20 protein-coding genes are annotated in these 22,380 nt (G+C 70.9%); 11 read left to right on the plus strand and 9 right to left on the minus strand.

The features are described 5' to 3' along the window. Positions 1–95: 95 nt before the first annotated feature. On the minus strand, positions 96–1,454 hold the full coding sequence (locus ACFYSC_RS26825; RefSeq protein WP_389967074.1) for a PHB depolymerase family esterase: 1,359 nt from the start codon (positions 1,452–1,454) through the stop codon (positions 96–98). Between the two features lie 532 nt (positions 1,455–1,986). Between ACFYSC_RS26825 and ACFYSC_RS26830 the strand changes: the two genes are divergently transcribed. Together ACFYSC_RS26830 and ACFYSC_RS26835 are read left to right on the plus strand one after the other, a co-directional pair. Then, positions 1,987–3,480, plus strand: coding sequence for an endo-1,4-beta-xylanase (locus ACFYSC_RS26830; protein WP_389967077.1), 1,494 nt, complete (start codon positions 1,987–1,989; stop codon positions 3,478–3,480). 182 nt (positions 3,481–3,662) lie between these two features. Beyond that, positions 3,663–5,699 carry a cellulose binding domain-containing protein gene (locus ACFYSC_RS26835; protein WP_389967080.1) on the plus strand — a complete coding sequence of 679 codons (2,037 nt, stop codon included), beginning with the start codon at positions 3,663–3,665 and terminating at the stop codon, positions 5,697–5,699. Positions 5,700–5,779: 80 nt separating this feature from the next. Here ACFYSC_RS26835 and ACFYSC_RS26840 read toward each other — a convergent pair whose 3' ends face one another. Together ACFYSC_RS26840 and ACFYSC_RS26845 are read right to left on the minus strand one after the other, a co-directional pair. Continuing rightward, a complete protein-coding gene (locus ACFYSC_RS26840; protein WP_389967083.1) occupies positions 5,780–7,375 on the minus strand; it encodes an MDR family MFS transporter in 1,596 nt (531 codons plus the stop codon). A 368-nt stretch (positions 7,376–7,743) separates the two neighbouring features. Beyond that, positions 7,744–8,169 (minus strand): hypothetical protein, encoded by a 426-nt coding sequence (locus ACFYSC_RS26845; RefSeq protein ID WP_389967086.1) that lies wholly within the window; start codon positions 8,167–8,169, stop codon positions 7,744–7,746. Between the two features lie 241 nt (positions 8,170–8,410). Here ACFYSC_RS26845 and ACFYSC_RS26850 point away from each other — a divergent pair, with 241 nt between their 5' ends. The 3 genes from ACFYSC_RS26850 (at position 8,411) to ACFYSC_RS26860 (ending at position 11,211) form a co-directional block, all read left to right on the plus strand. Further along, a complete protein-coding gene (locus tag ACFYSC_RS26850; RefSeq protein ID WP_389967089.1) occupies positions 8,411–8,782 on the plus strand; it encodes a YciI family protein in 372 nt (123 codons plus the stop codon). Then, on the plus strand, positions 8,779–10,020 hold the full coding sequence (locus ACFYSC_RS26855; protein ID WP_389967093.1) for an RNA polymerase sigma factor: 1,242 nt from the start codon (positions 8,779–8,781) through the stop codon (positions 10,018–10,020). The genes ACFYSC_RS26850 and ACFYSC_RS26855 overlap by 4 nt, the downstream gene beginning before the upstream one ends. A gap of 225 nt (positions 10,021–10,245) precedes the next feature. Then, complete coding sequence (locus tag ACFYSC_RS26860) at positions 10,246–11,211, plus strand: hypothetical protein (RefSeq protein ID WP_389967095.1); 966 nt, start codon at positions 10,246–10,248, stop codon at positions 11,209–11,211. A 70-nt stretch (positions 11,212–11,281) separates the two neighbouring features. Here the strand turns inward: ACFYSC_RS26860 and ACFYSC_RS26865 are convergent, their stop codons facing one another. Further along, the gene (locus tag ACFYSC_RS26865; RefSeq protein WP_389967098.1) at positions 11,282–12,877 is read right to left on the minus strand and encodes a serine/threonine protein kinase; all 1,596 of its coding nucleotides are present in this window, start codon (positions 12,875–12,877) and stop codon (positions 11,282–11,284) included. A gap of 222 nt (positions 12,878–13,099) precedes the next feature. Here ACFYSC_RS26865 and ACFYSC_RS26870 point away from each other — a divergent pair, with 222 nt between their 5' ends. Beyond that, the gene (locus ACFYSC_RS26870) at positions 13,100–13,996 is read left to right on the plus strand and encodes a hypothetical protein (protein WP_389967101.1); all 897 of its coding nucleotides are present in this window, start codon (positions 13,100–13,102) and stop codon (positions 13,994–13,996) included. Between the two features lie 180 nt (positions 13,997–14,176). On the opposite strand, the gene ACFYSC_RS26875 is transcribed toward ACFYSC_RS26870, so the two are convergent. Then, positions 14,177–14,407, minus strand: coding sequence for a hypothetical protein (locus tag ACFYSC_RS26875; protein WP_389967104.1), 231 nt, complete (start codon positions 14,405–14,407; stop codon positions 14,177–14,179). Positions 14,408–14,627: 220 nt separating this feature from the next. Between ACFYSC_RS26875 and ACFYSC_RS26880 the strand changes: the two genes are divergently transcribed. Together ACFYSC_RS26880 and ACFYSC_RS26885 are read left to right on the plus strand one after the other, a co-directional pair. Continuing rightward, the gene (locus tag ACFYSC_RS26880) at positions 14,628–15,281 is read left to right on the plus strand and encodes a 1,4-alpha-glucan branching protein (RefSeq protein WP_389967107.1); all 654 of its coding nucleotides are present in this window, start codon (positions 14,628–14,630) and stop codon (positions 15,279–15,281) included. Positions 15,282–15,550: 269 nt separating this feature from the next. Next, a complete protein-coding gene (locus tag ACFYSC_RS26885; RefSeq protein WP_389967150.1) occupies positions 15,551–16,594 on the plus strand; it encodes an NBR1-Ig-like domain-containing protein in 1,044 nt (347 codons plus the stop codon). An 80-nt stretch (positions 16,595–16,674) separates the two neighbouring features. On the opposite strand, the gene ACFYSC_RS26890 is transcribed toward ACFYSC_RS26885, so the two are convergent. Further along, positions 16,675–17,613 carry a SpoIID/LytB domain-containing protein gene (locus tag ACFYSC_RS26890; protein ID WP_389967110.1) on the minus strand — a complete coding sequence of 313 codons (939 nt, stop codon included), beginning with the start codon at positions 17,611–17,613 and terminating at the stop codon, positions 16,675–16,677. A gap of 61 nt (positions 17,614–17,674) precedes the next feature. Beyond that, positions 17,675–18,520, minus strand: a complete 846-nt coding sequence (locus ACFYSC_RS26895; RefSeq protein WP_389967113.1) for a peptidoglycan-binding protein — start codon at positions 18,518–18,520, stop codon at positions 17,675–17,677. A gap of 141 nt (positions 18,521–18,661) precedes the next feature. On the opposite strand from ACFYSC_RS26895, the gene ACFYSC_RS26900 reads away from it, so the two are divergent. Then, the gene (locus tag ACFYSC_RS26900; protein WP_389967116.1) at positions 18,662–18,886 is read left to right on the plus strand and encodes a hypothetical protein; all 225 of its coding nucleotides are present in this window, start codon (positions 18,662–18,664) and stop codon (positions 18,884–18,886) included. A gap of 70 nt (positions 18,887–18,956) precedes the next feature. On the opposite strand, the gene ACFYSC_RS26905 is transcribed toward ACFYSC_RS26900, so the two are convergent. Further along, a complete protein-coding gene (locus ACFYSC_RS26905; protein WP_389967119.1) occupies positions 18,957–19,481 on the minus strand; it encodes an Lrp/AsnC family transcriptional regulator in 525 nt (174 codons plus the stop codon). Positions 19,482–19,580: 99 nt separating this feature from the next. Here ACFYSC_RS26905 and ACFYSC_RS26910 point away from each other — a divergent pair, with 99 nt between their 5' ends. Both ACFYSC_RS26910 and ACFYSC_RS26915 read left to right on the plus strand, forming a co-directional pair. Then, entirely contained in the window at positions 19,581–20,804 is a 1,224-nt protein-coding gene (locus tag ACFYSC_RS26910) for a PLP-dependent aspartate aminotransferase family protein (RefSeq protein ID WP_362945130.1), read from the plus strand. Positions 20,805–20,991: 187 nt separating this feature from the next. Then, a complete protein-coding gene (locus tag ACFYSC_RS26915) occupies positions 20,992–21,354 on the plus strand; it encodes a nuclear transport factor 2 family protein (protein ID WP_389967123.1) in 363 nt (120 codons plus the stop codon). A gap of 114 nt (positions 21,355–21,468) precedes the next feature. On the opposite strand, the gene ACFYSC_RS26920 is transcribed toward ACFYSC_RS26915, so the two are convergent. Then, positions 21,469–22,380: IS256 family transposase (locus tag ACFYSC_RS26920; RefSeq protein ID WP_389967126.1), on the minus strand; the 912-nt coding region annotated here is incomplete at its 5' end.

The raw sequence follows: 22,380 nt of genomic DNA on the forward strand, positions 1-22,380 counted from the left end.
CGGACATGAGTGTGGCACGGGACCCGCCGGCTCGCCGTGCCGCCCGGTGGACCGGAGGGCACGGCGAGCCGGCGAGGGGCCGGTCGGAGAATGTGTCAGGAGAGGGTGCAGGGGGCTCCGTTGAGGGTGAACGCGGTGGCCTTGCCGGCGTCGCCGGTGTGGGTGGCCTGGAAGCCGATCTCGGTGGAGGCTCCGGGCGCGAGGGAGCCGTTGTAGGTGACGTTCGTCGCGGTGACGCGGCCGGTGGCGGGGGTGTAGGTGGCGTTCCAGCCGCCGGTGATGGTCTGCCCGCCGGGGAGGGTGAAGGCCAGGGACCAGCCGTTGACCGCCGAGGTTCCGGTGTTGGTGACGGTGAGGTTCTCGGTCAGCCCGTTGTTCCACGCGTTGACGGTGGCGCTGACCCGGCAGGCGCCGGGAGGCGGCGGCGTGTCGCCGGGCGTCGGGGTCACCGTGGGAGTCACCGTCGGGGTGGCCGTGGGAGTCGCCGTCGGGGTCACCGTCGGAGTGGGTGAGGACGTGGGCGTGGTGCCGTCGAGGCCGAGGAAGGAGATGGCGTAGGCGAGTTGCCCGTTCATCGGCAGGGAGTGGCCGACGCCGCTGATGCTGATGCCCTCGACGGTGGCCTGGGTCGTGGTGTTCCCGTAGCGGGTACGGGTCCAGGACGACTGCGGGTGGTCGGTGAAGGCGGGGGTCTGGGACAGGCCGTGGAGGTTGGTCCACTGCTTGATCTCTTCACCGAAGTTGGGGTAGGCCAGCGTGGTGTCCGTGGTGCCGTGCCACAGCTGCATCCTCGGGTAACGGCCGGTGTAGCCGGGATACATCGCCCGCGCCTGGTCGCCCCACTGCTGCGCGGTCTTGATGAGGTTGCCGCCGGAGCACTGGCTGTTCCACAGCGAGCCGTTGGTGGTGGCGAAGCATCCGGCCGGGACGCCGGAGAAGGCCGAGCCGGCGGAGAAGACGTCGGGGTACTCGGCGGCCAGGACGTTGGTCATCATCGCGCCGGAGGAGAAGCCGCTGACCACGATCCGGGCGGGGTCGACGTTGTAGCGCTGGCGGGCGTAGGCGACCATCGACATGATGCCGGTGGAGTCGCTGCCGCCGTCGCGGCGCAGCGCGGCGGGGGTGGACACGTCGAAGCACTTCTCGCTGCGGGTGGCCTCGGGCAGCACGATGATGTAGCCGTAGCGGTCGGCGGCGGTGACGTAGTCGTGCCCGTTTCCGTTGAAGATCGCCGAGGCCGTGCCGGTGCAGTAGTGCACCAGCACCAGCAGCGCCGGCCGGGGGGCGACCCGGTCGGGCACGTAGAGGTACATGTTCAGGTTGGTCGGGTTGTTGCCGAAACCGGTCACCCGGGTGAGGGACGCCGCGGCCACCGGTTTGGTCGCCATGAACATGCCCGCGATCAACAAGGGCAGGGCGACGGCTGCCAGCACGACCCTGAATGTTCGTTTCACGCCAAGTCCTCTCTTCGTCAGATGGGTGGAGAGGGTGGTGGTGGGCGGAGCAAATACGACGCGGGGAAGCGCGTCAAGGGCCCGCGGCCCGTCGTACCGGTGTGCGCGGCGGCCGGACGGGGCTCATCTCGCGTTATCGGGTGAGCCGAGCCCGGACAAGGCGGACGCGCCGCTGAAAATTTCACCCGCGACGCCCTGGAGGGCATGAGTCCACGCCGTACCGTCCGGCAGGGAAGCACGGCGAAATCCCAGGAGAAGAGCCGGACATCGGAACACTCGTGGAGCCGAGACCCAGAATGCGTTCCGAAAGTTTCAAGAAGGTGTTGACAAGTTTCAAGCACGTTTCCAAACTGAGTCCCCAGGACGGCCCCGCGGGTGGTGGTACGCAGCGGGGGCCACCGTCCGCGACGCCCGGCGGTGCACGGTTCCCCGTGAGGCGATGGGACGCGGCGTCGGTCCCGCGGGGTCTCTCCCCGCTCCCCCTTTTCCCATGATCCGGTTTTCTCGTGATCCAGTTATGGAGGCTCAAGGCATGGGCGCAAACGCCACACCCCCGCCCGGAACCCGGAGACCCCGCGGCGGCCTCCGCCGGGCTCTGATCGCCGGCGCCCTCGGCGTCCTCGGCACGGTCACCGCCCTGACGGCGGTACAGGCTCCCGCCGGCGCCGCGGAGAACACGCTCGGCGCGGCGGCCGCGCAGAGCGGGCGCTACTTCGGCACCGCCATCGCCGGAGGCAAGCTCGGCGACTCGGCGTACACCACGATCGCGAACCGCGAGTTCAACATGGTGACCGCCGAGAACGAGATGAAGATCGACGCCACCGAGCCCCAGCGGGGCCAGTTCAACTTCTCCAGCGGAGACCGCATCTACAACTGGGCCGTCCAGAACGGCAAGCGGGTCCGCGGGCACACCCTGGCCTGGCACTCACAGCAGCCGGGCTGGATGCAGTCCCTGTCCGGATCCACCCTGCGCCAGGCGATGATCGACCACATCAACGGCGTGATGGCCCACTACAAGGGCAAGATCTACGCCTGGGACGTGGTCAACGAGGCCTACGCCGACGGCAACTCCGGCGGCCGGCGCGACTCCAACCTGCAGCGGACCGGCAACGACTGGATCGAGGTCGCCTTCCGCACCGCGCGGAACGCCGACCCGTCCGCCAAGCTCTGCTACAACGACTACAACATCGAGAACTGGACCTGGGCCAAGACCCAGGGCGTCTACAACATGGTCCGCGACTTCAAGCAGCGCGGCGTGCCGATCGACTGCGTCGGCTTCCAGAGCCACTTCAACAGCGGCAGCCCCTACAACAGCAACTTCCGCACCACCCTGCAGAGCTTCGCCGCCCTCGGCGTCGACGTGGCCATCACCGAGCTCGACATCCAGGGCGCCTCGGCCACGACCTACGCCAACGTGACCAACGACTGCCTGGCCGTGCCGCGCTGCGTCGGCATCACCGTGTGGGGCGTGCGCGACAGCGACTCCTGGCGTTCGGGCGACGTTCCGCTGCTGTTCGACGGCAACGGCAACAAGAAGGCCGCCTACAGCTCGGTCCTCAACGCCCTCAACTCCGCCTCCCCGAACCCGAGCCAGACGCCCACCGCGACACCCACCGTGACGCCCACCGACCCGCCGCCCGGCGGTAACGGGCAGATCAGGGGCGTGGCCTCCGGCCGCTGCGTGGACGTGCCCAACAGCAGCACCACCGACGGCACCCAGGTCCAGCTCTGGGACTGCCACGGCAACGCCAACCAGCAGTGGACCTCCACCTCCGCCGGAGAGCTCCGCGTCTACGGCAACAAGTGCCTCGACGCCGGCGGCACCGCCAACGGCGCCGTCGCCCAGATCTACTCCTGCTGGGGCGGCGACAACCAGAAGTGGCGTCTGAACGGCGACGGCACCATCGTCGGCGTCCAGTCCGGGCTCTGCCTGGACGCCACCGGATCGGGCACGGCCAACGGCACCAAGCTCCAGATGTACTCCTGCCACGGCGGCAACAACCAGAAGTGGACCCGGACCGGCTGACCTCGCTCACCGACCGGCCCTCGTGAGGGCCCCCGCGGCGCGGTACGACCCGCCGCGGGGGCCCTTCGGCGTGAAAGTTTCACCCTCGGTTGACGGGCGTGAGGCGGCCCCCCACGATCATGTTGCCTCCGGGTCAGGGGAGGCGTCGAATGAAGGCCGCTATCACATTGAGGTGTCCATCGATGCCAAGACCTCTGTTACGGGCCGCGTCCGCCGTACTGCTGACGCTGGCCGCGCTCCAGGCGCCCACGGCGTACGCCGACGAGGCCGGCCCGGTCGCGGTGACCGTCAACGCCCGCGCCGCGCTCGCCACCGTGCCCGAGACCGCCGTCGGAGCCAACCACGCGATCTGGGACTCCCGGCTGGGCACCGACGAGACCGCCGACCTGCTGAAAGACGCCGGCGTGAAACTGCTGCGCTATCCCGGCGGCTCCTACTCCGACATCTACCACTGGGCCGACCACACCGCCCCCGGCGGCTACGTGGCCCCCGGCACCGACTTCGACACCTTCATGCGCGGGGTACGGCGCACCGGGGCGCAGCCGATGGTGACCGCCAACTACGGCACCGGCACGGCGGCGGAGGCCGCGGCCTGGGTACGGCACGCCAACGTCGACAAGGGCTACGGCGTCAGGTACTGGGAGATCGGCAACGAGAACTACGGCAACGGCCACTACGGCGCCGCCTGGGAGGCCGACGACCACGCCGACAAGAGCCCGGCCGAGTACGCGCGCAACGTCGTGGCCTACTCCGACGCGATGAAGGCCGTCGACCCGACCATCAAGATCGGCGCGGTGCTGACCACCCCGGCCAACTGGCCCGACGCCCTGACCGCCGACGGCGACGCCGGGAGCTGGAACGACGTCGTCCTGGCCACCGCCGGGTCGAAGATCGACTTCGTGATCCTGCACTGGTACCCCGGCTCCTTCGACAGGGCCGACCAGGTTCCGGACATGATCCAGCTCACCCGGAAGCAGATCGCGAAGCACGTGGGAGCCGGATCCGAGCGGATCGGCATCGCGATGACCGAGTTCAACACCGGGTCGAGCGACCGCGGCACGACGACCCAGCCCGGCGCCCTGGCCGCCGCCGACGCCTACGCGACGCTGCTGGCCAACGGGGTGTTCACCGTCGACTGGTGGAACGTCCACAACGGGATCGGCAAGGTCACCGAGGTCGAGGGGCACACCGACTACGGCGACTTCGGCCTGCTGTCGAGCGGGTCCTGCGCCGACGGCGGCGTCTGCGAACCGGCGGCGAACACGCCCTTCGCGCCCTACTACGCGCTCCAGATGGTCAGCCGCTTCGCCCGCCCCGGTGACCGGTTCGTCCGGGCCGCGACAGACCAGGCGAAGGTCACCGCGCACGCCGTACGGCGCCCCGACGGCTCGCTGGCCGTCATGCTGATCAACACCTCGTCCGACACGTCGTACCCCGTCGCGATCGACTACTCCGGGTTCGGCCCGGCGTCCGGGGCCCCCACCGTGCTGACCCACGTCAACGGCGCCACGAGCATCACCACCTCGGCCACGGGCGGCGCGACCGGCCGGACGCTGCCTCCCCTCTCGCTGACCACGATCATCGTGCGTCCCGCCTCCACCCAGGCGGGTCTGCCGGGCGAGCCGGGACAGCCGTCGGCCTCGGGCGTGACGGACCAGGCCGCCACGATCTCCTGGTCCGCCGCCTCCGCCGGCGCCCGCCCGATCGTGAAGTACGAGGTGTACCGCCAGAACGGAGCCGTCAGCGAGCAGATCGGCGAGACCACCGGCACCTCGCTCACCGCGCGCAACCTGAAGCCGGGCACGCGCTACACGGTCAACGTGCTCGCCCGTGACAGCGGCGGCGGGGTCTCGCCCCCCTCCGCGCCGCTGACGTTCACCACCGGCACGCCCGCCTCCGGCTCGTGCTCGGTACGGCTGACCAAGCAGTCCGACTGGGGCAGCGGCTACGTCGGCTCCATCGACATCACCAACAACGGCGCACCGGTCAGCGGCTGGACCCTGGCCTTCGGCTGGCCCAGGGCGTGGCAGAGCCTGGGCAGCGGCTGGAGCGCCGTCTGGACGCAGAACGGCCAGGACGTCAAGGCCGTCAGCGAACCCGGCAACGGCTCGCTGGCCACCGGCGCGACGGCCACGATCGGCTACGTCGGCAACTACAGCGGCCCGAACGTGCTGCCCGAGGTCTTCACCCTCAACGGAACCGTCTGCACGACCCGATGACGACGCCCGGGGGCCGTCCGCACGGACGGCCCCCCAGGTCCTGCATCACCACACGGACGGCCTGCGGGCCGCCGCCGGTCTCAGTGGCCGTGCCCCCCGTGTCCGCCGGCGTTGTCCGCGCGGGCGGGCAGGAGCAGGGCGGTGACGATCACGACCACGGACAGCACCGCGCCGATGACGAAGGCCATCCGCATGCCGCCGAGGGTGGCGAGGGCCTCGGTGGCGCCCGTGGCCCTCAGGGCGTCGGCCCGCGCGCTCATCACGGTGATCACGAGCGCGGTGCCGAAGGCCGCGGCGACCTGCTGCAGCGTGCTCAGGATCGAGCTGGCGTGGGAGTAGAGGTGCGGGGGGACCGCTCCGAGCCCGAGGGTGAACACCGGGGTGAAGGTCGCGGCCAGGCTCACCATCAGCAGCGCGTGCAGGCCGAGGAGCTGCCAGAACGGCATGGTCATCGTGACCTGGGTGAAGCCGGTGAGCGTGAGCGCGATGCCGATCGCACCGGGAATGACCAGGACCCGGCCGCCGAACCGGTCGAACAGCCGGCCGACGACCGGGCCGAGCAGCCCCATCGCCAGGCCGCCCGGCATCACGAGGAGCCCGGTCTGCAGGGGGCTGAGCTCGCGGACGCTCTGCAGGTACAGCGGCAGCAGGATCATCGAGCCGAGCATCGCCATGAAGGACACCGACATCAGGATCAGCGCGACCGTGAAGGTGCGGTGGCGCAGGGCGCGCAGGTCCATCAGCGGCGTGGTGTGCTTCTTGGGAGGCTTCACCGGCGACGCGCTGCGCAGGTCCGCCGGCTGCGCGGTGTGCTCCCTGTGGAGGTCCTCCGGCGAGGCACTGCGCTTCTGCAGCACCAGCTGGCGGACGACGAAGACGATGATGGCCACCAGACCGGCCGCCACGGTCGCGGCGGCGACGAAGGCGTCACCGCCCTCGAACAGGCTGAGCCCGTAGACCAGACCGCCGAAACCGGCGGCGGCGGTCACCACGCTCAGCCAGTCGACGGTGCTGTACTCGGGCTCCCCGACGTTCTTGAGCCGCGCGAGGCCGCGCCACGTGATCAGGGCGGCGATGGGGAGAACCACGGCGAACAGCAGCCGCCAGGACCCGAACTGGAGGATGAGTCCCGAGACGGCCGGGCCCATCGCGGGCGCGACCGAGATGGCCAGGGACATGTTGCCCATGACCCGGCCCCGGTCCTCCTCGGGCACCACCTGCATCAGCGTGGTCATCAGCAGCGGCATCATCACCGCCGTCCCGGAAGCCTGGACGATGCGGGCGCCCAGCAGCACCTCGAACGTCGGCGCGGCGGCGGCCAGTGCCGTGCCGAGCAGGAACAGGCCCATCGCGACGGTGTACGCCTGGCGGGTGGAGACCCGCTGCAGGAACCATCCGGTGATCGGGATGACGGCGGCCATGGTCAGCATGAAGGCGGTCGAGAGCCACTGCGCGGTCTGCGCGGTGATGCTCAGCGCCTCCATCAGCTGGGGGATCGCATTGACCATGATCGTCTCGTTGAGGATGACGACGAACGTGGCGAGCACCAGCAACCGGATCACGGGCGGGGTGCGCCCCGAAACAGGCCGGGGGCGATCCGGAACGGCCTCCGCGGGCATGGCGGGAGAGTCGAGCTGGGGGACGGACACGATACCTCGATCAGGGTCGTCGGACATGATGTCGTCATGGCCGGCACCCCGGCCACGGGTCTCGCAAGAAGTCGCGGTCATGTAAAGAGTGACCGATGCCACCGACAAAACTCATCGACCGTGTCCAGCATTCCGGCAGACGATGTGAGATGTCACCCGGTTTTAACCGGCGGGTGACGGTGACCGGCCGGGAAACGACGACCGGCGGGGAAGGACCGACCGGCAAGGGAACAGTGACCGGCGGGGAAGAACCGACCGGCCGGAAAGCGGCGACCGGCGGGGAAGGATCCACCGGCCGGGGAACGGTGGCCGCCCTGGCAGGCGGGCCTCACCGATCCCCGGTGTCCGGAGCGGCGGTACGGGCTCACAACACGGGCCCGCGGTACGGGCCGGCCTCAGATCCGGGTCATGGTGGTCTCGTACCCGCCCCCGCCGGGGTAGACCCACCCGCCGGTGGCCGTGTCGCCGTCGGCGCTGAAGGTGCCCCGGTAGTAGGCGGGACTGCCCTTCGCGCCGCACCAGATGGTCAGCTCGTCGCCGATCAGCTCGTAGACGTAGTCGAGGGTGTCGCCGGACGAGCCGTAGAATCGCGACACCACTTCCGTACCGGCCGGCTCGCCGAACGGCCGCAGGTTACCGATCACCTCCAGGCCGGTGGCCGACTCGCCGGACTGGCTGAGATCGACGTGCTGGAGCAGGAAGAACCCGCCGGGCATCCACTCGTACCGCACGGTCCCCTCCGCGCCGCCGGTGATCGCCCAGGTGCCGACCAGGCGGTCCAGAGCCTTCAGGCCGGCGCTCGGCTGGTAGTTCTCGGACATCTCGTCTCCTCGGTGAGTCGTGGTGAGTGCTCGCCGGTACCTCGGAGGCGGCCTGTCCGCCTTGACACGCATCTGATGTGATCTGAATCACAGTCGGATCGCGTCGAATTCTCCGGCCCGGCCACGAGGTACCGGTGTGATCCGGTCGAGGAGGAGGTCATGACCGCCGTCGCCGCACCCGGCGGCCTCCGCTCCGCCTGATCCTGCGTACATTCACTGGGAACGAACAGGGAGGATTCCCATGAAATACCTGCTGCTCGGCTACACGCCGGCCGCCGCCTGGGACGCCGCCACCCCCGACGCGCTGTCCGAGGAGGCGATGACCGCCTTCGCCACGTACCAGAGGTTCGAGCGGGAACTGATCGAGACCGGCGAGTTCGTCACCGGCGTGGGCCTCGGCCACCCGGTGGTCAGCACCACGGTCCGCAGGACCTCCGACGGCGTGGTGGCGACCGACGGGCCCTTCGCCGAACTGAAGGAGGTCCTGGCCAGCTTCGCCGTGATCGACGTGAGCGGCCGGGAGAGAGCCGTGGAGATCGCCTCACGGATCGTCGAGGTGCTGGGCGAGCCGATCGAGATCCGGCCGATCATGGGTGAGGAGTTCACGGCGTGAGCGCGGACGTCGAGCACCTGCTGCGCGTGGAGGCGCCGCAGGTGCTCGGCGCGCTGACCCGGCGTTTCGGCCACTTCGACGTCGCCGAGGACGCGGTTCAGGAGGCGCTGCTCGCCGCGAGCCGGGCATGGCGGGTCGACGGCGTGCCGGACGACCCGCGTAGCTGGCTGATCCGGGTCGGCTACCGGCGGATGGTCGACCTGCTCCGCTCCGAACAGGCCCGGCGCCGGCGCGAGCGGGAAGCCGGGGCGGCCGACCAGGCCATGTGGGAACCGGCCCGCCGGCCGTCCCCGCCGCGGGAGACCGATGACAGCCTCACCCTGCTGATGCTCTGCTGCCATCCCGTGCTGAGCCCCGCCTCCCAGGTGGCGCTCACGCTGCGCGCGGTCGGCGGCCTGACGACCGCCGAGATCGCCCACGCCTACGGGACGACCGAGAACACCATGGGCACGCGGATCAGCCGTGCCAAACAGCGGCTGGCCGGCGCCGGCGCGCGCTTCACCCCGCCGGACGACGCCGACCGCGGCAGCCGTCTGGCCGCCGTGACGCAGGTGCTCTACCTGATCTTCAACGAGGGGTACACGGCCTCCGCCGGCGAGGAACTCGCCCGCGTCGACCTGACCCACGAGGCGATCCGGCTGACCCGCATGCTCCACGCCTCCCTGCCGGGCGACGCCGAGGTGACCGGGCTGCTCGCGCTGATGCTGCTCACCGAGTCGCGGCGCGCCGCCCGCGTCCGCGGCGCCGACGAGCTGGTGCCATTGGACGAGCAGGACCGGACACTGTGGGACGCCGCCCTAATCCACGAGGGCACCGAACTGATCGACGGCGTCTGGAACCGGCACGAGGTGGGCCCGTACCAGCTGCAGGCGGCGATCGCCGCCGTGCACGCCGCTGCCGTGTCGCCGGAGCGGACGGACTGGCCGCAGATCGCGGTGCTGTATCTGTGGCTCGAACGGCTCACCCCGACCGCACCGGTACGGCTCAGCCGGGTGGTGGCGGTGGCCCGGGCGTACGGTCCGGGCCGGGGGCTGGCGCTGCTCGACGACCTCAACCGGCGTCACCGGCTGGACCGGGACCCGCTGACCCGGCGCCGGGAACGCGCGGTACGCGCTCATCTGCTCCAGATGACCGGCGAAACGGCCGGCGCGGCGGCGTTGTACCGCGAGGCGGCCGCTCTGACGGACAACCAGGTCGAACAGCGGTACCTGCTCGACAGGGCCGACCGTCTCGGCTGACGGCCCTGTCCGGAGGGCCGGTGCCATCAGGCGCCCATCCCGGTCCCCTCGACATCACCCACGGCCGGATGACGCCGACAGCGTGTCGGACGACCGGGCCGGGGCGCCGCCGGCCCCGCGGGAGGCCGGGCCGGGGCCCCGCGCCACGGCGTCGCCCCCGCGGGCTCCGGGGCGCGGACCCGCGACGGAAAGCAGGATGCAAGCGGACTTCGCACAATGACCGGCATGGAAGCCTCCTCCCCCGGCCGCCGCGGCGTGCCACCCCTCCGGCTCGCCGCCGGAGCGGCCTTCATGCTCCTGATCGTCACGGGATGCGGCGCCGGCGCCGGTTCCCTCGGGGACGACCGGTCCGCCCCGGAACGCGTGCCCGTCACGGTCACCGCCGAGGCTCCCCAGACCACCCAGACCACCCGGGCCGCCGAGTCCGGCCGCCCTCCGGAGAACGACGACCCGGCCGGGACGGATGACCCGGCCGGATCAGACCGGACGGATGACCCGGCCGGGGCCCGGACGGATGACCCGGCCGGGGCCCGGACGGCGGTGCAGCCGGGAGGGGTCCTCACCGACGGCGGCGTCGTCGCGGCAGAACTCACCCGGGCCGGGCAGCGGGACAGGTTCGCCCTGGACCTGGGCGACGCCAGGGAGTTCTACGTCACGGACATGACCGGCGACGACATCCGGCTCCAGGTGTACTCCGAGGTGGACGGCCGGCCGGTGGGCCCGTCCGACATCGCTTTCAGCTGGGGCACGTCCGTCGTCAAGCTGACCAAGGCGGGCAGGCACCGGCTGGAGGTCTTCGGGAACACGAACGTCGTCGGGCCGTACGGTTTCCGGATCGCGACGGTGAAGGTCCGCACGTTCCCGGCGGCGATCGGCCTGCGGATCGGCGAGGGCGGCCCGGACGGCGCGGGGCGGCTGGACGTCCCCGGGCGCATCGACCGCTTCGAGTTCGACGCGGACGGCGCGTCGGCCATCAAGGTCCTCGGCGGGACCGGGGCGTGCGAGGCCATCGAACTGGAGCTCGTGGACGCCGCGGAGAGGAACGTCGCGAGCCCGCGGCAGCCCATCCCCCTGTGCGGATACGAGGCCGACATCCCGCTCTCCGGCGGGGACGGCCGGTACGCGCTCGTGGTCAGGTCGGGCTCGGCGAAGACGGGACCGTACTCGTTCCAGATCGCGCGGGCGGGCTGAACACCGGTCCGGCGCCGGTCCGACGTCGGACCGGTGTTCAGCCCGGCGTCGGACCGGTCCGGGACCGGGCTCAGGGTCTGCCCAGGATTCCGCGGTACTCCAGCCCGCCCCCGCCCTCCTGACCGACGAAGTCCAGCGTCGCCGGGTCCTTCAGGGTGAGGGTCATGTCTCCCCCCACGCACTGGTCCCGCTGCACCCGGGTCAGGTCGAGCACGTTCCCGGCCCTGACCTGGGTCAGCGTGACCTGCTGGTCGCACGCGCCGGACCGCCACGTCCCCGCCGGCCGGTCGCCCGGCAGGGTGAGCGTGACGTCGACGGCCTTCCGCCGGGCGTCCTGCGAGACGACGCGGCCGGTCCACGTCCCGGCGAACGCCTCCGGGACTCCCCCGCCCGGCCGGGCCGAGGCCGGGACCGAAGGCTGCGACGGCGGCGTCGTGGACGTCGTGGACGTCGTGGAGCGCGACCGCTCGTCCGCGACCGGGCGTGACGGGTCCGACCGCCCGTCCGCGGCCGAACGCGATCCGGTCTTCCCGCCGGTCCCGGCCTGCGACCCCGCCGCGTCACCGCCGGGGGAGCCGCCGAGGACCCCGGTGGCGTACAGCACCGCCGCCGTCGCGAGCACCGCGACGGCACCGGTGACCGCGATCAGTACGGCGGGCCTCCGCCTGCGCCGGGGCGGCGGCTCGCCGTACCGCGGCGCTGGCTCACCTCGCCCATGGACCGGCTCACCATGCCCGGGGACCGGTCCGCCATGCCCGGGGACCGGTCCGCCGTGCTCCGGCGTCGTCTCCCGGTCCGCCCAGCCGCCCCAGCCGGCGGGCAGGTAGGCGGTGGGCACCGGGCCGACCTCGGGGACCGTGACGGTCGGGACGCCGGGCTCGACCAGGCGGATCATGAGCGTCCGGGCGGAGGGGCGCGCTCCGGGATCCTTGGCCAGGCAGACGGCCAGCGTCTCCCGCAGCGGCGACGGAACGCCCGTGAGGTCGGGCTCGGCGGCGAGGATGCGGCGGAAGATCGCGGCGACGGTGTCGCTGCCGAACGGCGCCCGGCCGGTGGCGGCGTAGACCATGGTCGACGCCCAGGAGAACACGTCGGCCGCGGGCGAGCCGTACACGCCGTTGAGCTGCTCGGGGGCCATGTACGGCGGAGTTCCGGACATCGACGATGGCATCGTGCTCGCGTCGAGCAGCTGGGCGATACCGAAGTCGACCACCCGCGGGCCGTCCGGGCCGAGCAGCACGTTGGCCGGCTTGAAATCCCGGTGGACGACCCCCGCGCTGTGGATGGCGGCGAGCGCGGTGGCCGTCGCGACCGCCAGGCGGTCGAGGTCGCCTCCGCGCAGGGGCCCTCCACCACGCACCCGTTCCTGGAGGGAGGGACCCGCGACGAACTCGCTGACGACGTAGGGGTCAGGCCGGCCGGTCTCCGCCGTCAGCACCCGGGCCGTGCAGAAGGGGGCCACCCGCAGCGCCGATCGCAGCTCCCTGGCCAGCCGGCGGCGCGCGGCGGGATCCGAGCCGCTGCGCAGCACCTTGATCGCCACCCGTTCGCCGGACCGGCTCCGTCCTTCGTAGACGATGCCCTGCCCGCCCTCGCCGAGCCGCCCGACCACCTCGAACTCCCCCAGGGCGCGCGGGTCTCCCGGCTCCAGCGGACCAGCGGGCATCGGCTCCTCCACGCGCGGGGTCGTCCCCTCACCCTAGCGACGCGGAACCCACCCCACCACGGTCCCGTCGAGGCGACGGCCGGGGGCCCGAAGTGGAGGACGCGGCCGAGCATCGAGCACCGAAGTGAACCGGGTTTGGATGGAGCGTGCAGGTTAATATCACTTTCACCCTTATCTTTCAGCTCAGGCACCCTGACGTCGAAGCAGAAGGACGAACCCCCCATGAGACGATGGGTCGTGCTGGCGGCCGCCGTACTGACCGGGGCCGCGCCGGTCGCCACGAACCCCGCCGCCGCGCAGGCGGACGCCCCCGACCCGGCACGTGCGATCAAGCGGCAGCTACGCGGCGAGCACGGCGTACGGATCTCCGAGACCGACCGCTTCCACTACGGCGCGAAGTCGACGGTCTCCGGAAGCGGGACCCGGATCGCCGGCAGGCTCCGGCTCGCCCCGTCGGGCCCGGTCGCCGCGGACCTCACCTGGCGGGATCTTCCCGCGCCGAAGGCCGGGAAGCCCGCGAAGCCCGGGAACCCCGGTAAGCAGACCTCCCACCGCATGATCCGCGTCGGAGAGAACACCTACGACGACGCCGCCCACTACCCCGGCGGGCCGGTCCCGGAGGGCAAGAAGTGGATCCGGTTCCCGGCGAAGCACCGGGGAAGCGCCAACCGGGACATGGCCCGGGACGCCAGCCTGCAGCCGATCGACCTGTACGACACGTCCCTGATGAAGACCCTGCTGAAGTGCTCGAAACGCGAACGCGTCTCCGGCGGCCTCCTCTACCGGGGCACCCTGAGCCGCAAGGAGCTGGGCAGGCTCTCCGGAGGCGCCTTCGTCGACTGGACCTCGGGACGGCTCGTCGGCGCGAAGAGCAAGGGGAAGGTCTCCTGGCGGCTCTGGACCGACCGGACCGGCCTTCCTGAGCGCCTCGTCACCACCGACACCGTGGGAGAGGGAAAGAACGCCCTGGTCAAGCGGAGTGACACCCGCTACACCGGCTGGGGGACCCGTCTCGTCATCACCGCCCCGCCTGCCGACGAGGTCATCGACGAATCCGACCTGCTGGAGTACGTCCGCGAGCGGAACGAGCCCATTCCGGAGGACTCCGGCAACACCTGACGCGTCCCGTCCCACCGGACGACGGTACGGCACGCCGTACCCCCGTTCGGCCGCCCCCCGAGACCGAAGCCGGCCGCACCGGGACCCGCGACGACACCTGACCGGCTGACCGGCGGAGAGCGGATCAGCCGGTCAGGGGGTCGCCCGATCAGGCGGTCGCGTGATCAGGTGGTCGGGCGGTCAGGGGCGCTCGCCGAGGGCGTCGGTCCAGCCCATCGCCTCGTAGGCCACGGACCGGATCGGCTTGGCGGCATCGTCGAGGGCCTCGTCGGCCAGCAGCCGGCCGGTCTCCGGGTCGACGACGAGGCGGAACCCGGGCACCCGGTCGGAGGCGTATTCGGGATCCCCCTCGGCCGTTCTCATCACGATCGCGGCACCGTGGCGCCCGAGCGGGTCGGTCACCTTCCTCACTGGCCACGTCCTCGGCGGTATCGCGTTCGGTCCGCATGAGCGCGTAACCGAGCACGCTGCGGTAACGCCTCTCGTAGAGGTCGGTGAAGCGTTCTTGGGGATCGTCCACACCGAGTTGTCCCTCTCCGGCCCCGTCGATTACCGGTCGTACGGAAAACACGTCACGGCCCGGTGGCAGGATGTGGAGCCCGTATCCACTCGATGGAAGAGGATCCCGGACATGGCCGTCATCCACCACACCACCCTCACGCCGACCAAGCTGGAACTGCTGACCTCTTGGCTGCCCTCGCGGCCGTGGTACTCCGGTGGAGTGAGCGAACCACGGCTGACCAAGGCCGGCGGCTTCCGGCTTGACGATCCCCGGGGTGAGGTCGGGATCGAGTTCATGGTGGTCACCGACGACTCGGCCACCCACCCGGCCGGTTACCTGGTGCCGCTCACCTATCGCGGTGCCCCGCTCGACGGGGCGGAGCACGCCCTCATCGGCACCATGGAGCACGGCGTGCTGGGACGACGCTGGGCCTACGACGGCTGCCACGACCCGGTGCTGCTCGACCGGTTGTCGGCTCTGATCGAGGGTCGGGCCCAGGCGCAGAAGCAGAGCGTCAGCGACACCCCCGACCCGGAGGTCACCCGCTCCTACACCGGTGACGGCCTCGCCCCCGCGGACCTCACCGCCACCGCCACCGACGACCGGGAGGGCACCGACCTGCCCGCCCCTCCGGGCATGGCCCTCCGTCTGCACCGGGTCCTGCGTCCCGCTCCGGACGACGCGTCTCTCCTCCCGCCGGAAGCGGTCGGCCACGTCGCGGGCGTCTGGGACACACCGGACGGCGCCCGCGCGCGGGGCCTGTTCGTCGTCCTGCACGCCTAGATCTCAGTGAGGGGCGAACCTCCGAGCGGGTGACCCGCACGGAGGCCTTCCCGCCTCCGCGCGGTCGGGAGCGGCAAGAGGGCGGCGTCACCGTACCCGCCTGCCGTACAGCGCTTTCCCGGACGTGACCTGAGCCGACGGAGACGAGCCGGGCGCAGGTCACTCTCCCGGTCTCGCCGCGGCGGGTGAGGCGCGGGAGGACGTATGCGAGATGCTCCGGGACCTTGAGTGAACACCGTGGGCGCTGTTAGCTTCACTCGGTGGATGACATGCCCGCGCGGACGGAGGCGATCGAGGACTTCGCGGCGACGCTGCGAGAGCTTCGCAGGTCGGTCGGCAACCCGCCCTTCCGGGAGATGTCCGGCCGGTCGGGGGCGATCTCACACACGACACTGCACGAAGCCGCGAAGGGTAACCGGCTCCCGAGCTGGGAGACCACCGTCGAGTTCGTCAAGGCGTGCGGCGCGGACCCGGCGGCGTACCGCGAACGCTGGGAGAGGGCGAACGCGGCGGTCAGATCGGTGAGCGCCGGAGATCCCCCGAGCCGCACGGACGCCCCGGGAGCCCGTCCGTCCGACGGGCTCGAAGCCTCCGCCACGGACGTCGCGGAAGGCCGTACCGCGCGCGGCGCCACCGGGTCGCAGGCCCCGGCGCCTGCCGGTGAGACCCCGGTGTCTCCACCCACACCGCCGCCGCCCGATGAGACCGCGGGCGACGTCCAGGCGGTCTCCTCCACGACGGGAGACCGGAGACGGTTCCGGCCGGCCCGCCCGGCCGCGCTCGCGGCAGCGGTGGCGGCCGTCGTCGCGGTGGCGGCGGTCTTCATCGCGGTCGCCGTCAATCGCGGCTCCGGGACCGACGGGGACGACCTGAACCCGTCCGAGAGCTCACCGGAGACCCGGTTGTCGGCGACCGACTGCCCGGTGCGCGCCACCAACCCGCCGTGGAGGCCGGCCGCCCACGAAGGTGACTCGGCGAAGTTCATCGGGGACATCACGCTGCCCGACTGCACGCGCGTCGGCCCCGGCCAGACCGTGACCAAGGTGTGGCGGCTCAAGAACACCGGGACCGTGCCGTGGAAGGGGTATTCGCTGCGCCGCCTCGGCCTGCCGCAGCGACCCGACCAGTGCCGGACCCTCTCCGACGTGCCGATCAAGGACACACGGCCCGGAGAGATGGTCGACATCCAGACCGACATCACCACGCCGGGGAAGCCCGGCCTGTGCTACGTGCGGTTCAAGATGATGGACGGTTCGGGGCAGGTCGCATATCCCGGAGGCCGGCCGATCAACTTCCAGGTCATCGTCGGCTGACGCCTGATTCCCCGCCGTGCGGGGCACGACGGGGAATCAGAGGCACGACGGGGAATCAAGGGCGGACGGCCTCCCGGGGCTCAGGAGCCGAGAACGATCCCCCTGTAGTAGTACTTGAGAATCCTGGAGTAGCCCCAGCCCGCCCTGGCCTTGTCACGGGAGCCGGTCTGCGACATCCAGTCGCCGGTGACCCAGTCAGAGCACTTCGTGGACGTGGAGCAGTACTGGGCCTTGAAGATCTCCCCGTTGCGCGTCATCCGGGTGCCCCATGTCGCGTCCACCGCGGCGTTCGTCGCCGCCGTCGCGGAGTTCGGCTTGTACATCTGGCTGGACGTGCTGTCGGTGACGTCGTAGCACTGGCCACTCGGCGTCTTCTTCGTCGACTTCAGCGCCCAGCGCCAGCCGAAGTTCTTGACCGCGATCGCCCCGGCCCTGAGAGACTCCCTCGGCCAGTACGACGGCCACTCGTTGGGCAGGACGTTCTTGACGTAGGTCCTGAAGTCCACCCGCTCAACGCGGTTGAGGGATTTCCGGTAGACGAGGATCGTCGTGGGCATCCTGGTGTGCGTGCCGTCGGTCTTGCACCCGGTCGGCGGCGCGGAGCCGCTCATGAGCCGGTGGGAGGCGTTCTGGTTCTTGAGGCCGGGCTTGAGGTCGCCCTTGGCGCCGGACGCGAAGTCCTGGGAGCCGCCGCCGTAGTTGCTGTTGAAGTAGACGCGGACCGTCTTGCCGGTACGGTTCCAGACCGAGGCGGCGGAGTTCTTGACGCACTTGCCCTTGCCGGCGCCGGGGCCCTTGAAGTCGAAGCAGGAGGGCTGCTTGGTGCCGTAATCGGCGACGGATCCGGTGAAGTCGGACAGGGATCCCTGGTTGCCGCTGTTGAAGTAGTAGCAGAACTCGCCGGGCTCGCAGACGCCGTTACGGGCGGCCGCCGAGGCGGGAGAGGCGGCGGCGAGCACCGCCCCGCCGAGCACCATCGCGGTGGCCGACGCGGTGAGGATCCTGTTGAGCGTCTTCATGGTGTTCTCCTTCGTGTCCGTGCAGGTGGGGTTCGATCTGTTCGGTCGGGGTTCGGGACGGTCAGCGACGCCGGTACTCCTCCCAGGTGCGGATGGTCACCTTCGGGCCGTCGTCCGGGCCGCGGCCGGAGAGGCCGTTCAGGCCGAGGTAGTAGTCACCGGTCTGGTGCTGGGCCTGGCTGGAGAGGTCGGTGTCGTTGATGGCGGCGGCGTGGATGTGCCACGGCCAGTCGGCCTGGTCGGGGCTGCGCAGCCATGCCGCGAAGCCGACACGTCGCAACGTGCGGACGGCGGCGGTGCGGGTGGCGGAACTCATCCCCTTGACCGAGATGTCGACGACGCCGCCGCCGTCGTGGGTGCCCGCGGACGTGGGGTCGCCGCCGGGGTTGTACGACCCCTGCAGCAGCACGAGGTCGCGGCCGAGCAGCCGCTCCGCCTCGGCCAGCATGCTCCGCGTGCGGGTGTCGACGACGAAGTCACCGTCGGGCACCCGGGCACCCGGTGCGATGGCGTGGGTGACCGTGAAACGGCCGGCTCCGAGCTTGGTGAGCGACGTCTTGCCCGGAAGGCCGTTGGCGGCGAGACCGCTGAAGCCGAGTGACCTCTGGAACTTCGCGAAGGCGGTGACCGTCGTGGTGCCGAAGTAGCCGTCCACCCACTTCGCGTCGAGCATCTTCCGGTCGCGCAGCGCCCGCTCGATGAGGAGCACGCCGGCCTTGGCGCCCGGAGTCACCGTGTCGTCAGGCCGCCGCGGGTCGATCTGGGCCGCCTTGACGACGGCTTCCATGTTCACGCTCGGAAGAGCCCTGGCGTCGGCCGCCCGCGCCGCCGGCATCCCGGACACTCCGGTCAGGCAGGCGAGCAGGGCGGCCGCCGTGAAGGCGGTGGCGCGTGGAGGCGGCTTCATCGTTTCTCCCGGTGTGGATCCGCCGCCAGGTGGTCCCTGCGGCGAATCCACCGTTTCGGAACGCTCAAGCCGTCCACAACGAGATCGTGTTGTCAGCCTGTTCGACGATGCTCCGTACAGGCCGTACGCGCCATCTGACAGGTGATCCCAACGTCCCTGATGAAGACCCTGCTGAAGTGCTCGAAACGCGAACGCGTCTCCGGCGGCCTCCTCTACCGGGGCACCCTGAGCCGCAAGGAACTGGGCAGGCTCTCCCGTCTCGTCATCACCGCCCCGCCCGCCGACGAGGTCATCGACGAATCCGACCTGCTGGAGTACGTCCGCGAGCGGAACGAGCCCATTCCGGAGGACTCCGGCAACACCTGAGTCGCTCCACCGTGGCCGGTGCCCGGCCGGCCTGGATGACGTCGCCCCGGAGGACGGACGCGGCCGCTCGCTACCGGGTGGGCCTGGTCGTCTTCCTGGCTTCGGGGGCCGGAGAGGGCGGCAGGACGCCGACGCCGGCACGGGCCTCGAAGACGAGCTGGGTCTGCGTCTGCCGTACGCCGGGATGCACGGTGATCCGTTCGAGGATCAGGTCACGGAGGTCCTGTGGGGTGGCGACGGCGGCATGCACGAGGAAGTCGTCGTCACCGCTGACATGGAAGACCGCCAGGACGCCGGGTGTCTCGACCAGCCGATCGAACAGGGTGCGGACCGGGTCGCGGTTGTGGCCGCCCAGCCGGACCCGGATGATCGCCTGCAGCGGACGGCCCAGCGCGGCGGTGTCGATGTGCGCGTGGATGGCAGTGATCACACCGGAAGCGCGCAGCGCGCGCACCCGGTAGGCGCACGTCGACTCGGCGACACCGACCTGAGTCGCGAGTGCGGCGTTGGTCAGGCGGCCATCCCGGGACAGGGCCGCCAGGATCTTCAGATCGGTGCCGTCGAGCTGTGGATCCTGCGGTACACGTCGCGACATCGCGCCTCCCGTTTGCGGATTCCGCACCAACTATCCGGAAACAGGCCGCCTTCCACAACACATCTTGAGAATGATCGACGATTCCCCGACAGTCGGGCCATGACATCCCGTTCTCTTCATCCCGACACCGTCGCCGTACACGCTGGGCGTGAGGATTTGGCGGATCTCGGGGTGCACGCGCCTCCGATCGATCTCTCCTCGACCAACCCGCTGCCGGACATCGAGACCGGAGGACACGCCTACGAGACGTTGGCCTCCGGTGGTGATCCGGAGGGAACGGCTGTCTACGCCCGGCTGTGGAACCCGACGGTGGCGCGGTTCGAGGCGGGATTGGCGAGATTGGAGCACGCGGAGGCGGCGGTCGCCTTCTCCTCCGGCATGGCGGCGCTGACGGCGGCGCTGCTCGCGGCGACGCGGGAGACCGGGCGACGCCATGTAGTGGCCGTCCGCCCCCTGTACGGCGGCGCCGATCACCTGCTGGCATCGGGCCTGCTGGACGTCGAGACGACGTTCTGCGAGGGCACGGGAACGGCGGTGACCGCGGCGATCCGCCGCGACACCGCGCTGGTCGTGCTGGAGACTCCCGCCAACCCCACGCTCGACCTGGTCGACATACGTTCCGTCGTGACGGCGGCGGACGGGGTGCCGGTGCTGGTGGACAACACGTTCGCGACGCCCGTACTGCAGAACCCGCTCGGGTTCGGCGCCGCGATGGCACTGCACAGCGCGACCAAATACCTGGGCGGGCATGGCGACGTGGTGGCGGGTGCGATCGCCTGCGACCGGGAGCGCGCCGCGGCACTGCGCCGGGTACGCGCGATCACCGGTGCGCTGCTCCATCCGCTGGGCGCCTACCTGCTGCATCGCGGGCTGGCGACGTTGCCGGTGCGGGTACGCGCCCAGCAGGCGAACGCGCGCGCCGTCGCCGCCTGGCTCGCCGACCACCCGGACGTGGCCCGCCTCCACTATCCCGCCGATGACCATCCGCTGGTCGGGCGGCAGATGAACGGCACCGGCGCGATGCTGTCGATTGAGTTGCGCGGCGGATACGACCAGGCCGCCCGCCTCACCTCAGCCGTCCGGGTGTTCACGCACGCGGTGTCGCTGGGCGGCGTCGACTCCCTGATCCAGCACCCGGGCGCGCTCACCCACCGTCCGGTGGCCTCCGACGCCCGCCCCACCCCGGCCCTGGTCCGCCTGTCCATCGGCCTGGAGAACCCTGTGGACCTCATCGACGACCTGGACCGCGCCCTGTCCGTGAACCGCCGTACTCGCACCCACCGTTCGGCGATCAGGTCCCGGACCCCGGATCTCCAGACCTGACCTCCTCCGGGACGAGTCATACGGCTCGCACGGCGACGGAGTCCCCGCCCTGGCGATGGTTCGGGGAACTTCGACGAGCCGTACGGCTCGCACGGCGACGGGATCCCCACCTCGGCGATAGTTGTACGCCGTTCCTCGCCCCGTATCGTCCCCACCAGTGACCCCGGCCGTACGAGAAGGGGACGGCATGACCGACGACGTGGTGCGACGCGTTTTCCAGGTGGTCGACTCATTCGACCCCGACGAGTTCGCCCGGCTGCTGACCGAAGACGCCACGCTGGTGTTCGGCAACGCCGAACCGCTGGCGGGACGCGAGGCCATCGTCGCCGGACTACAGGCGTTCTACTCCACCATCGGCGGCCTGCGGCACCGGATCGTCAGAAGCTGGCAGGTGGACGCCGACGTCATCGCCGAGACCGAGGTGACCTACCGGCGGCTCGACGGCAAGGACACCGGCGCCGTGGCCGTGTCGATCTGGCGCACCCGCGACGACGGCCTGATCACCGACTACCGCATATTCGTCGACCTCGCCCCCGTCTACGCGGCCTGAGGCTCCGGCGAAACCACGGAAACTCATACACCACCTCCGTGGACGCAACCTAGGCGGGTCGCGTCCAGCGAAGTGGTGTATGAGCCGCCCTTCGCGTGATCCTGTTTCTGCAGGTTAAGCGGTGAGTGTCTGCGGGAGAGGACTCTGTTGCGGTGTGTCGCCGGCCAGCAGGCGCATCCGGCACTTGGCCAGGATGTCCAGGCCCATGTAGCGGCGGGCCTCGGTCCACTCATCGGTCTGCTCGGCCAAGACCGCACCGACGAGACGGACGATCGCGCCGCGATCGGGGAAGATCCCGACCACGTCGGTGCGGCGCCTGATCTCCTTGTTCAACCGCTCCTGGGGATTGTTGGACCAGATCTGCCGCCAGGTCTCCTTGGGAAAGGCCGCGAAGGCCAGGAGTTCCTCGCGGGCGGCGTCCAGGTGCTCGGCGGTGGCCGGGTACTTCGCTTCCAGGGCGTCGATGACCCAGGCGTGCTGGGTGCGGACCTGCTCGGCGGTGGGCTGGTCGAAGATGGTCCGCACCAGCGTCGCGACCCACGGCTGGGCCGATTTGGGGACCGTAGTCAGCAGGTTGCGCAGGTAGTGGGTGCGGCAGCGCTGCCAGGACGCGCCCGGCACGGTCGCGCCGATCGCCTCGACCAGACCATGGTGGGCATCGGAGATCACCAGTTGCACCCCACTCAGGCCGCGGGCGACCAGGCCGCGCAGGAAGGCCAGCCAGCCGGCGCCGTCCTCGGCCGCCGACACCTCCAAGCCGAGGATCTCCCGGCGGCCATCGGCGTTGACGGCGGTGGCGACCAGGACGTGGACGTTGACCGTCCGGCCGCCCTCGCGGACCTTCTGGGTCAGCCCGTCCAGCCAGACGAAGGCATACGGCCCGGCGTCCAGGGGCCGGGTCCGGAAGGCCTCCACCTGCCCGTCGAGAACTTTGGCCATCTGGCTGACCTGGCTTTTCGAGATGCCGGTGATGCCGAGCTGTTCGACGAGTTTGTCGATGCGGCGGGTGGAGACCCCGAGCAGATA

The sequence above is a fragment of the Streptosporangium sp. NPDC004379 genome (assembly GCF_042873875.1).
Lineage (GTDB): Bacteria > Actinomycetota > Actinomycetes > Streptosporangiales > Streptosporangiaceae > Streptosporangium.

Coding starts and splice junctions, on each gene's coding strand:
- ACFYSC_RS26830 (WP_389967077.1), top strand. CDS start 1,987: ATGGGCGCAAACGCCACACCCCCGCCCGGAACCCGGAGACCCCGCGGC.
- ACFYSC_RS26835 (WP_389967080.1), top strand. CDS start 3,663: ATGCCAAGACCTCTGTTACGGGCCGCGTCCGCCGTACTGCTGACGCTG.
- ACFYSC_RS26840 (WP_389967083.1), bottom strand. CDS start 7,375: ATGTCCGACGACCCTGATCGAGGTATCGTGTCCGTCCCCCAGCTCGAC.
- ACFYSC_RS26845 (WP_389967086.1), bottom strand. CDS start 8,169: ATGTCCGAGAACTACCAGCCGAGCGCCGGCCTGAAGGCTCTGGACCGC.
- ACFYSC_RS26850 (WP_389967089.1), top strand. CDS start 8,411: ATGAAATACCTGCTGCTCGGCTACACGCCGGCCGCCGCCTGGGACGCC.
- ACFYSC_RS26860 (WP_389967095.1), top strand. CDS start 10,246: ATGGAAGCCTCCTCCCCCGGCCGCCGCGGCGTGCCACCCCTCCGGCTC.
- ACFYSC_RS26865 (WP_389967098.1), bottom strand. CDS start 12,877: ATGCCCGCTGGTCCGCTGGAGCCGGGAGACCCGCGCGCCCTGGGGGAG.
- ACFYSC_RS26870 (WP_389967101.1), top strand. CDS start 13,100: ATGAGACGATGGGTCGTGCTGGCGGCCGCCGTACTGACCGGGGCCGCG.
- ACFYSC_RS26880 (WP_389967107.1), top strand. CDS start 14,628: ATGGCCGTCATCCACCACACCACCCTCACGCCGACCAAGCTGGAACTG.
- ACFYSC_RS26885 (WP_389967150.1), top strand. CDS start 15,551: ATGCCCGCGCGGACGGAGGCGATCGAGGACTTCGCGGCGACGCTGCGA.
- ACFYSC_RS26890 (WP_389967110.1), bottom strand. CDS start 17,613: ATGAAGACGCTCAACAGGATCCTCACCGCGTCGGCCACCGCGATGGTG.
- ACFYSC_RS26895 (WP_389967113.1), bottom strand. CDS start 18,520: ATGAAGCCGCCTCCACGCGCCACCGCCTTCACGGCGGCCGCCCTGCTC.
- ACFYSC_RS26905 (WP_389967119.1), bottom strand. CDS start 19,481: ATGTCGCGACGTGTACCGCAGGATCCACAGCTCGACGGCACCGATCTG.
- ACFYSC_RS26910 (WP_362945130.1), top strand. CDS start 19,581: ATGACATCCCGTTCTCTTCATCCCGACACCGTCGCCGTACACGCTGGG.
- ACFYSC_RS26915 (WP_389967123.1), top strand. CDS start 20,992: ATGACCGACGACGTGGTGCGACGCGTTTTCCAGGTGGTCGACTCATTC.